Source organism: Zunongwangia pacifica (assembly GCF_023499215.1).
In the GTDB taxonomy this organism is placed as follows: domain Bacteria; phylum Bacteroidota; class Bacteroidia; order Flavobacteriales; family Flavobacteriaceae; genus Zunongwangia; species Zunongwangia pacifica.
Map to the genome: position 1 here is coordinate 36,052 of NZ_JAKHSK010000002.1, position 14,817 is coordinate 50,868.

Annotated in this window: 6 protein-coding genes; all 6 read left to right on the forward strand. The window is 39.0% G+C overall.

The annotated features are described in order from the left end of the window. Positions 1-2: 2 nt before the first annotated feature. The 6 genes from L1967_RS01645 (at position 3) to L1967_RS01670 (ending at position 14,803) form a co-directional block, all read left to right on the forward strand. On the forward strand, positions 3-2,429 hold the full coding sequence (locus L1967_RS01645; protein ID WP_249599974.1) for an ABC transporter permease: 2,427 nt from the start codon (positions 3-5) through the stop codon (positions 2,427-2,429). Positions 2,430-2,467: 38 nt separating this feature from the next. Next, positions 2,468-4,909, forward strand: a complete 2,442-nt coding sequence (locus L1967_RS01650) for an ABC transporter permease (protein WP_249599975.1) — start codon at positions 2,468-2,470, stop codon at positions 4,907-4,909. Positions 4,910-4,921: 12 nt separating this feature from the next. After that, entirely contained in the window at positions 4,922-7,336 is a 2,415-nt protein-coding gene (locus L1967_RS01655; RefSeq protein WP_249599976.1) for an ABC transporter permease, read from the forward strand. Positions 7,337-7,348: 12 nt separating this feature from the next. Continuing rightward, on the forward strand, positions 7,349-9,793 hold the full coding sequence (locus tag L1967_RS01660) for an ABC transporter permease (RefSeq protein ID WP_249599977.1): 2,445 nt from the start codon (positions 7,349-7,351) through the stop codon (positions 9,791-9,793). Positions 9,794-9,866: 73 nt separating this feature from the next. Continuing rightward, entirely contained in the window at positions 9,867-12,215 is a 2,349-nt protein-coding gene (locus L1967_RS01665) for an ABC transporter permease (RefSeq protein ID WP_249599978.1), read from the forward strand. 191 nt (positions 12,216-12,406) lie between these two features. Next, on the forward strand, positions 12,407-14,803 hold the full coding sequence (locus tag L1967_RS01670) for an ABC transporter permease (protein ID WP_249599979.1): 2,397 nt from the start codon (positions 12,407-12,409) through the stop codon (positions 14,801-14,803). The last annotated feature ends 14 nt before the right edge of the window (positions 14,804-14,817 follow it).

A 14,817-nucleotide genomic window follows, 5' to 3' on the forward strand; every position in this document is an offset into this window, starting at 1 on the left:
TCATGATCAGAAATCATATCAAAATAGCCTGGAGGAATCTTTTGAAGAATGGCACCTATTCATTAATCAATATTATTGGGTTAACGATTGGATTAGCTGCCTGCCTAGCTGTGACAACAGTGGTGATCGATGAATCCTCCTATGATCGATTTTGGTCTAAAAAGGATCGAATTTTTAGGGTAAATACTATAAATACCCGAAATGGTGAACTCTTAGAAAAGGGAGATTATGCACTTTCGGGTACAAATATCGCATTAAAAGATTTCCCGGAAGTCGAGAATATTGCTACCATCGAGCAATTTGATACCTATTTTAGTTTTAGAAATATTCAGGGTGAAGGCACAGAAACCAAAGTGATCCAAACCAATCCTTCATTTTTGGACATATTTGATATTGAGATCTCTTCAGGAAGTCCAAAAAATTTGGTTGAAGGAACTTCAAACATTATAATTTCAGAATCATTGGTAAAAAGATTTTTTAACGGAAGAAATCCGGTTGGTGAAACCATTAAAGATCTTCCTTCCTACAGCAATGAGCCTAACGAATATCTTATCACCGGGGTTTTTAAAGATATTCCTAAAAACACACATCTTAAAGGAGAGGTGATTTATCTTCGTAAACCCAGAACAGAATTGCTTAATAAGCAGCAGTTTGGATTTTTTCAAAGCTATTATGTAAGTCTAAAAAAAGATATAGGTAAAACAAAGTTTGAGACAAAATTCAATAACTGGTATTCAAATTATACCGAAGCGGAACATCCAGATAAATTTGAGTTACAGCCTTTACAGGATATTTATTTAAAATCTGATTTTGCACAAAACCAATCCTATAAAGGAAGTGCCCACAAACTTTATATTTTGGGTGCGATAGCAATTTTATTATTGGTTATCGCCTGCATCAATTACATCAATCTAACTACTGCAAGAGCTTCTCATAAAATGCAGGAAACTGGTGTTAGAAAGGTTTTAGGAGCAGAACGGTTTCAGCTTATCTCTCAATATTTAGCAGAATCTGGATTGTTTTTTCTTATTTCTGGTATTCTGGCTTTTGTGATCTATCAGCTGAGTTTACCGGGTATCGTAAGTTATATCGATCATCCTTTGGCGCTCACTTTCACCAATTCTATTTTATTATTTCTTTATGCAACCTCATCGATTTTCGCCTTAAGTATTCTTACCGGCTTATATCCCGCGTTATTGATCTCAAGAATAAATCCTTTGGCGTCGCTGCGCAAGAAATTTATAACTAGCGCCACAGGCCAAACTCAGTTTGTAAGGAAAGGGCTCGTGATTTTTCAGTTTTCAATTTCACTGGTTGTACTCATCGCTATGATCGTGGTAAATCAGCAGGTAGCACTTTTAAAAACTAAAGATATTGGGTTTGATGCTTCCCATCTTTTAAGTATTAAGTATTCTACCTGGCAGAATAAAGGAGAAAGATTTAAAAACGAATTACTAAAAAATCCTTTTATAGAGAAAGCAAGCATTACTTCGTGGTTACCTTCAAACGGTGGTGGAAACATGACCAGAAAAATTGAAAGTCCGGACAATTCTGGTGATGAAGTGGAGATCTGGTATATGTTCGCCGATACCGACCTAGCTGAAACACTAGGCCTGGAAATTGAAAAAGGAAGATTTTTAAGCAATGATTTTGGCGGTGATGCCCTGGCACAAAGTTTTTATGTTGAAATGGATTCGGCCAAAAAAGCTGAGTTGGAGAAAAGGCCATCTCTAATTACCGCTCAGGCTGCAAAACTTCTAAAAGTAGATCAATTAAATGTCGCTAATAAAGATTTGGAAGCAACGCCTGTTGGTATTGTAAGCAATTTTAATAATGAAAATCTTAGAACCAGCGCAAAACCAATCGTGATTCAGGCTGATAAAAATCCAGATCGGGGAAGCCTACTCATGCGTATAAAATCTGGCTCTGAGGAAAAAGTTGTTGCCAAAATCAACCAATTATGGCAAGAATTTTATCCTTACAAGCTTCTGGAAATCAATAATGTTTCAGATCTACTACAAAAACAATATGATGCCGAAACCAAACTTTTACAGTTTTTCAGCTTCTTTAGTGCGCTTAGTTTATTCCTGGCAGCCTTGGGTGTTTTTGGGTTGATCGTTCAGGTAACCGAGCAGCGCGTAAAAGAAATAGGGATTCGGAAAGTGCTTGGCGCATCGGTACAATCTATTGTGATGCTATTCTCAAAAGACTTTTTAAAAACCATTGCTGTAGCCGTCATAATTGCAGTCCCAATTGGTTGGTACGCTATGCAACAATGGCTTCAGGATTATGCGCATCGCATAGAAATAAAATGGTGGGTCTTTGGTCTTGCAGCTTCCGTAATAATTAGTATCGCTATGTTAACTGTGGGAATCCAATCTGCAAAAAAAGCAATCATCAATCCTGCAAAAAGCTTAAAAACCGAATAATTCATCTCCCACTAACTATCGGGACAAAATAAAGAGTCATGTTTAAAAACTACATCAAAATAGCCTGGAGGAATCTTCTTAAGAACAAGAAAGATTCAGTAATAAGTATTGGTGGGTTGGCCTTAGGTTTAGCTTGCTGTATCCTGCTTGTTTTTTATGTAAGATTCGAATGGTCTTTTGATGATTTTCATGATAATGCCGATAATTTATACCGCCTTACGGAAGAAGTAACATATCCTAGTGACGGCTCGATCCATAAATTTGCCTTCCATCCTTACCAGGCTGCTTTAACTTTAAAAAATGATATACCTGAGATCGAATCGATCACTAGTATTGCACAATTAACTTTAGACATAAAACATCAAAATTACTTTCACAAAGAGAAAATCGATTTTGTAAGTAGTGAGTTTTTAAATGATTTCAGTTTTCCGCTTTTGTATGGTAATGCAGCTTCGGTTTTAGATGAAAAAAATAATGTTGTTATTACTGAAGCGATCGCCAAAAAATATTTTGGTACCAGCCAGGCCATTGGTAAATATTTAAATATAAGAGCAAACAATAGTATTAAAAGTTATACGGTTGCAGGAATTGCAAAAGAGATCCCTAAAAACTCGAGTATCCAGTTTGATATTTTGCTTCCTTTCGAAAATTATTTTAGCTCATGCAACCCAGCATTGGCAGATTATTATAAAAATGAATGGACTAGCGGTTTTTGTAACCTATGGGTAAAACTGAATAATGAATCTTCTGTACAGACCATTGAAGCAAAATTCCCAGAGTTTTTAGAAAAACATATGGGAAATTTCGCGACCAACCAAAACATGAAAATGCATTTGGAGCCACTTTCTAAGGTTCATTTTAATACTGAAGTCTACAATCCTACCGTAACCAATGCTATGTACACAATCATCTTAGGGGTTATAGCAGCAATTATTTTAATCATCGCCGGGATTAATTTTGTGAGCCTTAGGCTTAGCCAAACCGACGAGAAAATGAAAGAAATAGCCGTTAGACGTTCTATAGGTGCTTTTAAAAACCAAATTGGATTTCAGATCTATGGTGAAATATTCTTACACTGTGCTTTATCGTTAATATTGGGCTTTTTAATGGCTTCTCTTTTTTCTTCATCTTTTGAAGACTTAATAGGAAAGAAGCTGGAAATGAAGCTCTGGGCAGATCCTGTAATCTGGTTATCGATCTTAGGTTTACTGCTTTTTTTAACGATTATTACCGGTATTTACCCGGCAATTCACATTTCAAGAAAAACACCGGCATCATTTTTTAGTGAGCATGTTTCTTCAACAAAAACACCTGGTTTTATAAAAAGTCTGGTCGTATTTCAATTTAGCCTATCGATCATATTCCTCATTTTAAGCTTTATCATGAAACAGCAGGTTAGCTTTATGCTGAATAAAGATTTAGGTTATAGTACATCGAATATCGTTGCGGTTAATTTTAACCCTGAAATAGAACGTGCCAATGAACTTGCTTCCTTATTTGTAAACGAGCTTAAAAAGTTACCTGCAATAGAGAATGCTTCGATCGTTTCTGGATCCTATAAAAATTATGACATGAAGGAGTTTGGTTTTGGGATGGGCAGTTTATTGGTAGGTTCTACTATTCCGGGGTTAGGCAAAGGCATTAAAACAGAAGTAGTAGACGAGAACTACTTAAAAACCATGAATATTAAGTTACTACAGGGAGAAAACTTCAGTAAAGAAAAACCGGTAGATCTTGAGAATGGTATTTTAGTAAATAAAAAGTTTGCTGAAGCTATTGGCTCAGAAAACCCGGTAGGAGAAGTTCTTCAGGACAAAAATGATGATGGCTGGACGCCTCTTTTCGACGGAAAAAAGATCATAGGAGTAGTAGATAATTATCATTTCAATTCATTATTCAATCCATTAGAACCAATAGCTTTAAAATATATCAATACGGAAGCTCCCAGTACAGTGCTGGTTCAATTAAATTCAGAAACCAATTTAAAAACGCTGGCTGCCATAGAAGATTCCTGGAACGATATATTACCAGAGGAAAGTTTCAGTTTTAATTTTCTGGATCAATTGGTTCAACATCAATATCAACAGGAAATTAGGTGGAGCAAAATTTTAAATGCCTCGACAATTATTGCGATGCTGTTAGCCTGTTTCGGCATTTTTTCAATGGTTTCTTACAGCCTAAAACGCCGGGTAAAAGAAATAGGGATCAGGAAAGTTTTTGGAGCCTCGGTAAATGCCATTCTAAAACTAATTACCTGGGATCTACTAAAGTTAATTTTAATAAGTATCATCATCGCGACTCCTTTGGCCTATTACATCGGGGAAAAATGGTTACAGGATTTTGCCTATCATATTAATTTAAGTGTTTGGCAGTTTATTTTATCAGCCTTTATCACCATAGCCATCGCCTTTATCACCATTAGTTTTAAAAGTATAAAAGCCGCATTACAAAACCCGGTAAAGTCGTTAAGAACAGAATAAAACTCATCAATCATGTTTAAAAACTACATCAAAATAGCCTGGAGGAATCTTCAAAAAGATAAGTCTTTATTCTTTTTAAACAGTTGTGGCCTTGCTATAGGTATTGCCAGTTGTTTATTGATAACTCTTTACGTTTGGGACGAACTTAGCTATGATCGTTATTATGATAATGCCGAGAATATCGCCAGGGTTGTGTTGAGGGGTAATGTAAACGGGGAGGAGCTTAACGAAGCTGTGGTGGCAGCTCCTGTAGCCAAAACCTTTAAGGAAGACTTTCCACAAGTGAAGAATGTTACGCGCTTGAGTAAGGTGTACAATCCGCAAATTCTGTATAACAATACGACTTTTGAAAATCTACGGGCGGCTTATGTAGATCCTAACTTCTTTGAAATCTTCAGCTTCAAATTTATAAAAGGTAACGCCAAAACAGCACTTACAAATCCCAATAGCGTAGTGCTCACTTCTTCTGAAGCTAAAAAGTATTTTGGTACTGAAAACCCAATAGGAAAACGTATAAAATTTCAGGATATAGAACAAGATCTTGAAGTAACAGCAGTGCTCACAAATACCCCGCATAACACCCACTTGCAGTTTGATGTGTTTATCCCGATGCAGAATAAAAAAAGTAGTACTTCAAACTCCTGGGTGAATTCCGGTTTTGCGACCTACTTAGCCTTAAAGCCGGGTACGGACCTTGCGCAGTTAGAAGCCCAGATCCCTGCTTGGATGAAGAAGTATATAAGCGACCAGGTACAGCAAGCCATAGGTATATCATACGAGGAGTTTCAGAAGAACAATAAGTTGGGGTTGTTTTTACAACCGCTTACGGATATTCATCTGTACTCAGATTTTGCACCGAATACCGAGCTTTCCCCTTCCGGAGATATCAAATACGTGTATGTTTTTAGTGCTATAGCACTATTTATGTTGCTTATCGCCTGCATAAATTTTATGAATCTGGCCACTGCAACCGCTACAAAACGCAGTCGGGAAGTAGGAATTAGAAAAGTACTGGGATCTGCTAAAAAACAATTGATAACACAGTTTTTAACCGAATCTTTACTCACAACTTCTTTTGCAACCTTTCTGGCAGCAGGTATTATAGCGCTTCTTTTACCAACATTTAATGACCTGGCGGATAAAGAACTACAGTTTTTTAGCTTTTTAAATGTTCCAACTGTTCTTTTATTGTTGGCTTTTGTGATTGCCATTAGTTTGCTGGCAGGAGCCTATCCCGCATTTGTACTTTCTTCCTTTAAGCCCTTAATGGCCCTTAAAAGTAAGTTTGCCAGTAGCGGAAGAAAAAACAGCTTAAGAAGTGGAATGGTAGTTTTTCAGTTTGTGATTTCGGCCGGGCTAATTCTGGCTACCATTGTTGTTTATAAGCAAATGCAATTTATTCAGCATAAAAAACTAGGCTACGATAAAGAACAGGTAATCGTACTTAGGGATGCGTACAGAATGGGCAGCACAAAAGTACAATCTTATAAAAAAGAACTGCTAAAAAACCCCAATATCGCCAGTGTTAGCCAGTCGGCTTATGTGCCTGCCGGGGAAACAGACGACCATTTGCGGGGTATTTTTAAGAATAACGAATATCTACGGAAGTTTTTCTTTTATGACGTTGATGAAGATTACATCGAAACCCTTGGATTAGAGCTTATTGAAGGGCGAAATTTTTCTTCGGAATTAAAAAATGAAGCAAATAAGGCGATTATCAATGAAGAAGCCGCTAAAATCTTAGACCTGGGAGATCATCCTATCGGAAAAACCTTTAAACGTGCTGCAGATCCCAAAAATGAAGAGTTTACCGTGATTGGTGTTATTAAAAACTTTCATTTTAAATCTTTCCATCACGAGATCGATCCTTTGGTTTTAGCCTATAATCCTTACGGCGGATTAATCTTAAAAACGAAAAATGCCAACATTGCTTCGGTCTTAAATTTTGCTGAAGAAAAATGGTCCAATTTCAACGAAAATGAAGATTTTTCGTATTCATTCTTAGACGAAGCTTTTTCGCAAACCTATAGCAAGGAGCAACAAATGGGTACAATTCTTAGCATTTTTACCCTGCTAACCATATTTGTGGCCTGTCTTGGTTTATTTGGTCTAATCACTTTCGCAACAGAACAGCGCTTTAAAGAAATAGGAATTCGCAAAGTTTTAGGCGCCAATGTTAGCGAGATCGTAGGAATGCTCGCTAAAGATTTCATCAAATTGATCTTTATAGCGTTTCTAATTGCTTTCCCTATTGGCTACTATTTTATGCATCAATGGCTACAGGATTTTGCCTATAGAATAGATTTAAGCGTTTGGCAATTTTTAATGGCCGCGATCATCACTTTGGCAATCGCATTAATCACTATAAGTTTTAAAAGTATAAAAGCCGCATTAAAAAACCCGGTAAAGTCGCTAAGAACAGAATAAAACTCATCAATCATGTTTAAAAATTACATCAAAATAGCCTGGCGAAATATTTGGAACAATAAATTGTTTTCGTTCATTAACGTGATCAGTCTTGCCATTGGGTTTAGCGCATCATTCGTGATAGGTCTTATGGTATATTATGATTTCACGTTTGATAAATTTCATAAAGATGGCGATCGCATTTACCGCACCACAACGCAATTTTTAAGCCCCGAGGGAACAGACCATTTTAGTGGAGTAAACTCGGTGCTGGCCGATGCTTTAAAACAAAATGTGAGCGGCCTTGAAAGTGTGAATGCCTTTTACGATTACGAACCTTTAAAAGTGGAAGTTGAAAGTCGGGATGTGGTTTTCAAAAAGCCCAATCACGTCATTTTTACGGATAGTGGATATTTTAATGTGATTGATTACAACTGGTTGGCAGGTAATAAAGAAACCAGTTTGCGTGAACCTAACGAGGTGGTGCTTACGCAGCAACGGGCCAAAAGCTATTTCCCCAATACACCGGCAGAAAACATTATTGGTAAAATCCTGATTTATAATGACTCCATACCGGCTAAAATAACAGGTGTTGTTGCTGATTTTGAGGAACGAAGCGATTTTATTTTTCAGGAATTTATCTCACTACCTACCGCGTTGCAAACAGATCTTAAAGCAACGGTAACCAATACCAACTGGAATAGCTATAATTCAACCATACAAGTGCTTTTTAAAAGCCTTCCCGGTGTAAGCGGTGCAACTATTCAGGAGCAGTTGGATAAACTGAGCAAGTCCCATGCCGATCAAGAAAAACTTGCAGACGGCGAATGGGACCGTTTCTATGCCCAGCCTTTAAAGGAGTTACATTTTGATACGCGTTACGGTACGTTTGATCATAATGCTCCTCAGGCGAGTAAAGAGGTCTTATCCAATTTAGGGATGGTAGCCTTGTTTCTTCTGCTATTGGGCAGTATTAATTTCATTAATTTAACGACGGCACAAGCTACAAAGCGAGCCCGGGAAATAGGCATTCGTAAGACTTTGGGGAGTTCAAAGAAGCAACTGATCTCTCAGTTTTTAGGTGAAACTTTCCTGCTTACGCTACTGGCGTCATTAGTATCTTTGGTTTTAGCTTTCTGGTTGTTGCATATTTTTTCTGCATTTATTCCTGCCGGATTAAATTTTAAACTTTTTGTAAACCCATGGATTATTACTGCTATGTTCATACTCATAGTTGTAGTTGCTTTGTTATCCGGTATTTATCCAGCCTTTGTATTGTCTGGGTTTAAGCCTGTCTCCGTATTAAAAAATAAATTCAGCCCGCAGAATTCTAACGGCAGTTTTAGAAAGGGACTTACCGTTTTTCAGTTTGTAGTTGCTCAGGTTTTTATCATAAGTACCCTTCTGGTAGGAAAGCAAATAAATTACTTGATGAATAAAGATATAGGTATTGCTATAAATGATATCGCGTACCTCGACCTTCCATGGAACGATGCGGCGATGAGTAAAAAAGAGCTTTTAAAAAACCGCCTGACTGCTATTCCCGAGCTTTCCATGATTAGTTTAGGCGGTGCGCCACCGGCGTCTATGTACCTCAATTCAAACCTTGTAGAATTTAGCAAGGATGGTGAAACTATAGAAGTGCTTCAGGAACAGCGCTTTGGAGATGCAGCTTATTTTGACCTGTATGGTTTAGAACTGCTTGCGGGCCGAAAACCCCTTAACGATACCATAAAGGAATATATCATCAACGAAACCATGCTGCATAAACTGGGTTTTACATTGCCTGAAGAAGCGGTGGGTCAGCAATTGAAAATGGGGTCAAAAAGCTATCCCATTGTAGGGGTTATGCGGGATTTTAATGAAAAGCCACTAACCTCAGCGGTACAACCGGTCGTGTTTGTGGGAGATATTTACCGGGACTGGTTTTCGCAGTTCAATATCGTTCACTTTAAGCTTCAGCCTAACACTAAAGATCTATCAGGTACCATTGCCAAAATACAGGATATTTGGAAATCGGTTTATCCCGATTCAGATTTTGAGATCCAGTTTATGGATGAAACGGTTTCCAATTTTTACAAATCACAGCAACGCACCCAGAAACTCCTAAACTGGGCGACAGGCCTGGCCATTTTAATAAGCGTTTTAGGCTTGCTGGCCCTGGTAGTCTATACCACCGAGCGCCGCATCAAGGAGATCGGCATCCGAAAAGTACTGGGCGCTTCGTTACTTGAACTACAGGTCTTGCTGTGTAGGGACTTTTTAAAGCTTATAGCTTTGGCCTTTGTCATTGCCATACCTATTGCTTATTGGAGGACTTCTGTATGGTTAGAAGATTTTGCATATAAAACCACCTTAAACTGGTGGGTTTTCGCCATAAGTGGAATAGGGATGGTTTTTCTCGCTCTGGGCATTACAAGTTTTAAAACACTAAGGACGGCCATTAAAAACCCAGTAAAGTCACTAAGAACGGAATAAGCCAAACCTCACAGTTCAGATGACTATCGGGATTAAACTGTGAGGTTTAGAATCAATCAAAAATCAAAAAATTATGATCAAAAACTATTTCAAAATCGCCTTTAGAAACCTTTGGAAGAACAAGGGATACAGCGCACTCAATATTTTTGGGCTTGCCATAGGAATCACCTGTGCCAGCTTCATTTTCTTATGGGTGGAAGATGAGATGAGTTATGATAGCATTTTTGAAAATAAAGAGCTGGTTTATTATGTGCCAACCAACCAAAACTACCAGGGAGAATGGAGCACGTTTTACTCAACTCCCGGGCCTTTGGCAGCAGACCTCAAAGCTGAGATTCCCGAAATTGATAAGGCCGCACGAAGTTTTAGCTGGGATCTGTTTTTTAGGGTTGGGGATAATGCGATCAATAGAAACGGGAGATATGCTGATGCCGACCTTTTTGATATTTTCAATCTAAAATTTTTAGAAGGGCAGGCAGCTTCTGCTTTCCCGGATGACCGCAGTATTGTTTTAACCCGTGAAACGGCCGATCTACTTTTTGGCAAGAATCAAAAAGCCTTAGGTAAGTTGGTACAGGTCAATAATAACGAAAGCTGGGCAGTAACAGGAGTGGTACAAAACCTGCCTAAAAATATGTCTTTTGACTTCACATGGCTGGCTCCTTATGAAGTTTTTGCCAAAGACCAGGAATGGACACAAGAATATGGAAATAATTTTGCCGATACCTTTGTGAAACTTGCTCCGGGTGCCAATTTTAAAGCCGTAGATGCCAAAGTACGGAAAATGATCCCGGAAAAAATGGATGATCCGGGTACTGAAGCCATTTTGCATCCCGCGGCAAACTGGCACCTCAAATCGAAGTTTGAAGGTGGTAAGGCGGTAGGCGGTCGTATTACCTATGTGCGGATGTTTACGGCAATTGCCCTAATCATATTATGCATCGCCTGTATCAATTTTATGAACCTTAGTACCGCGAGCAGCGAAAAACGCGCCAATGAAGTAGGAGTGCGAAAAGCCTTAGGTTCTGGTAAACAGGATTTGATAAGACAGTTTTTAACAGAGTCTGTAGTGACTGCCTTTTTAGGAGGCTTGCTCAGCCTAATCTTGCTAGCACTTTTTATGAGTCCGTTTAATAATCTTATAGACAAGCAGCTCAGCCTGGGGCTCGATAGCCTTTCGCACTGGTTGATTTTCATGACGATATTGGTGCTATGCGGAATTTTAGCAGGTTTATACCCTTCATTTTACCTGTCTTCCTTTAACCCGGTACAGGTACTTAAGGGGCGATCTTCAAAAGGTCAGGCTCCGTTTGTGCGCAAGGGACTCGTGGTACTTCAATTTACGGTTTCCATACTTTTTATCGTAAGTACGATTGTGGTTTATCAGCAGGTTAAACACATCAAAAGCCGGGATATGGGCTTTGATAAAGAAAATCTGATCAGGCTTCACGAGAACGGCGATATCATTAAGAATTTTGATGCGCTCAGACGGGATATGCTGGCCAGGGGTTCTGTGAAAAATTTAGGCATGACAAATAGCGATTTGCTTTCCGGCGGTAACAATGGCTCTGGTCTCACCTGGGACGGTGGTACAGATACAGAAGATGTTTTAATTTCTTTTAGAAGAATCACTCCTCAATTCCTGGAAACCGCTGGCCTACAACTTGCAGAAGGCCGTGGTTTTAGCGAATCGGTAAAGAAGGATAGTGCCAATGTTTTAATATCAGAATCTTTTGCTCAATTAATGGGTGAAGGAAGCCCTCTGGGTAAGAAAATCAGGAGAGGCATAACTTACACTGTAATTGGGGTTGTTAAAGACTTTGTATACGGTAATATGTATGGAACAGGAGATCCTGTACTGTATTTCCACGATCCAGAATCAGCAAATTTCCTGTATGTCAAAACCAAAGCCGGAATTCCCACCGCACAGGTACTATCTGACATAGAAAGCAGCCTGAAAACCTACAACCCCGGGTATCCCTTTGAATACGAGTTTGTTGATGCAGCATTTGACCGGCGTTTTAAAAACGAACAGTTGATGGGTTCGCTGTCCCAGATTTTTGCCGCGCTTTCCATTTTGATATCCTGCCTGGGTCTTTTTGGACTTTCGGCCTACACCGCACAACAAAGGCGCAAAGAAATAGGGGTGCGCAAAGTTTTAGGCTCGAGTGTTGCCGGTATTGTACGCCTGCTGTCCAAAGACTTTATAGTGCTGGTGCTTGTAGCTATTGTAATTGCAGTTCCATTGGCCTGGTATATTATGTACAACTGGCTGCAGGGATTTGCCTATCGCATTTCCATTAACGTCTGGGTATTTGTGTTTGCCGGTATTGCCGCTATTAGCATTGCACTTTTAACGGTAAGCTTTCAGGCGATTAAAGCGGCAATCGCAAACCCGGTAAAATCGTTGAGAACCGAATAAAGCCCCCTATCCCCAAAGGCGGAATTAATGGCAAGAGGAAGTGTAAAGGGTTAATAGTTAAAGGTTAATGGCTAAAGGTTAAATGTGGTTATTGAGTTATTTTGAGGATAAACCCCTGGACTGAAGTAGCCTCTTAATCCGGAACTCATTTGAAATAATAATAACAATTGCAATAATAATAGCAATAGATTATGCTTAGAAATTATATCAAAATCGCCTGGCGGAACTTACTTAAACACAAAGGCTATTCGGCTATCAACATCCTGGGTTTAGCACTGGGGATGGCGGTAACGCTTATGATAGGGCTTTGGGTTGCAGATGAGCTTAATTATAACGCTTATTTTAAGAATAAAAATCAAATTGCGCAGGTTTATCAAAACATCGCCTATAATGGTAAAATTGATACGGATAATGCGGTACCACGTCCGCTGGAATTTGTCTTAAGGGAAGAATATAAAGACAAGTTCAAAAATATAAGTATTACCTCTTGGGAAGGAGAGCGAATTATGAAAGTGGACGGAAATACCCTGCTGATGCGCGGATATTCTGTACAACCCGAATTTGGAAATATTACTGATTTAAAATTTATCAGTGGGCAATCTGAAGCATTGAATGATAGTAATTCATTATTGCTTTCCCAAAATGCGGCGACTACCTTATTTGGCGATCAGGATCCAATTGGCAAAACGATTATGGTTGACAATCAACATAAAATGATGGTTGCAGGTATTTTTAAGGATATTCCTAAAGGAAATGATTTTGCTGATTTAGATTATTTAATGCCCTGGTCTCTCTATTCAAACCGAAGCTGGATAAAGAATGCTGAAGATCAATGGGGGAATGATTCTTTTCAGCTATTTGTAGAATTGGCCGATGGGGTAACGATGAGTGAGGTTTCAAATTTAATAGCAAACATCAAAAGGGATCGAGATCCTGAACAGGTAAAATACAATCCAGAACTCTTCTTGTGGCCCATGAATCGATGGCATTTATATACCAGTTTTGAAAACGGTCGCCAAAGTGGTGGCCCAATAGAAAATGTATGGCTGTTCAGTATAATTGGTGTTTTTGTCTTGTCATTGGCCTGTATCAATTTTATGAACCTCAGCACAGCTCGTTCAGAAAAAAGAGCGATGGAAGTAGGCATCCGTAAAGCTATTGGCTCCACAAAAAATCAACTTGTTAAACAGTTTTTAATTGAATCTTTTGTGATCGTGATTTTAGCCTTTGTGATTGCACTAGGTTTGGTATTGCTTTTCCTTAATGCTTTTAACGAACTGTCTGATAAAGTTATTGATTTCCCCTGGAGCAACTTGTATTTTTGGGGTGTTGCATTACTATTTATAAGCATTACCACATTACTTTCAGGAAGTTATCCAGCCTTGTATTTGTCGTCCTTTAAGCCTGTAAAAGTTATAAAAGGCACGTTTAAAACAGGGAAAATGGCTGCGTTACCAAGAAAAATTTTGGTGATCACGCAATTTAGTGTTTCCATAGCTTTAATTATCGGCACTTTGGTGGTTATGTCACAAATTGATTTCAGTAAAAACAGACCTATAGGTTATGAAACCAGCGGACTGATACAGATACCGCTGCGAGGTGCTGAATTTTGGGGCAAGACCGATGTGATGCGCAATGCCTTTATTGCCTCTGGAGCGGTAACGCAAATGGCCTCTTCAAGCAGCCCTATTACAGATGTATGGTCTACGAGATCTGGAATTGGTTGGGCAGGGAAACCCCAAAGTTTTCAGGCAGATTTTAATTACTCCATGGTTTCCTACGAATATGTCGAAACTTTAGGCCTTCAGATGATTGCGGGAAGAGGATTTTCAAGAGCATATCCTTCAGACTCGAGTGCGGTTCTGATTAACCAATCTGCCGTCCGGTATATGAATATGCAAAATCCGGTTGGAAAAATTTTAACCACAGGTAAGAAGGGCGAGGACTATACCGAATTTAAAATTATAGGGGTTGTAAAGGATGTCATCGCGCAATCCCCTTATCGTCCTGTAAAACAAGCCATTTATACCTTTGATAAGTATCAAAGTGCCAGCTACTGGGATTTAAGGCTTAATCCAAAACAGAGTATGCAGAAAAATCTGGAAATTATAGAAGAAGTTTATAAGAACCATTTTCCAGATGCTCCATTCTCCTACGATTTTGTAGACCAGGAATATGCTAAAAAGTTTGCCCAGGAAGAACGTATCGCCAGTCTGGCCAAAGTGTTTACGTTACTTGCGATGCTTATCAGTTGCTTAGGATTATTTGGATTAGCTTCTTTTGTCGCCGAGCAGCGCACTAAAGAAATTGGGGTGCGTAAAGTACTGGGTGCTTCGGTAGCTAACTTGTGGCTGCTGTTGTCCAAGGATTTTGTTTCACTGGTTGTAATTGCTTTGCTTGTTGCGTCGCCAGTGGCTTTTTATCTGATGCAGCAATGGCTTCAGTCGTATGCCTATCGTACCACTATTTCAGTATGGATTTTTATAGCTGCCGCTGTAGGGGCTCTTAGTTTAACCCTGCTCACGGTAAGCTTTCAAGCCATCAAAGCCGCCATCGCTAACCCGGTAAAATCATTGAGAACAGAGTAAAACCTCATCTCCGA

Excerpts from the sequence above, each read along its gene's own strand:
- L1967_RS01645 (WP_249599974.1), top strand. The coding sequence starts at position 3 with ATGATCAGAAATCATATCAAAATAGCCTGGAGGAATCTTTTGAAGAAT.
- L1967_RS01650 (WP_249599975.1), top strand. The coding sequence starts at position 2,468 with ATGTTTAAAAACTACATCAAAATAGCCTGGAGGAATCTTCTTAAGAAC.
- L1967_RS01655 (WP_249599976.1), top strand. The coding sequence starts at position 4,922 with ATGTTTAAAAACTACATCAAAATAGCCTGGAGGAATCTTCAAAAAGAT.
- L1967_RS01660 (WP_249599977.1), top strand. The coding sequence starts at position 7,349 with ATGTTTAAAAATTACATCAAAATAGCCTGGCGAAATATTTGGAACAAT.
- L1967_RS01665 (WP_249599978.1), top strand. The coding sequence starts at position 9,867 with ATGATCAAAAACTATTTCAAAATCGCCTTTAGAAACCTTTGGAAGAAC.
- L1967_RS01670 (WP_249599979.1), top strand. The coding sequence starts at position 12,407 with ATGCTTAGAAATTATATCAAAATCGCCTGGCGGAACTTACTTAAACAC.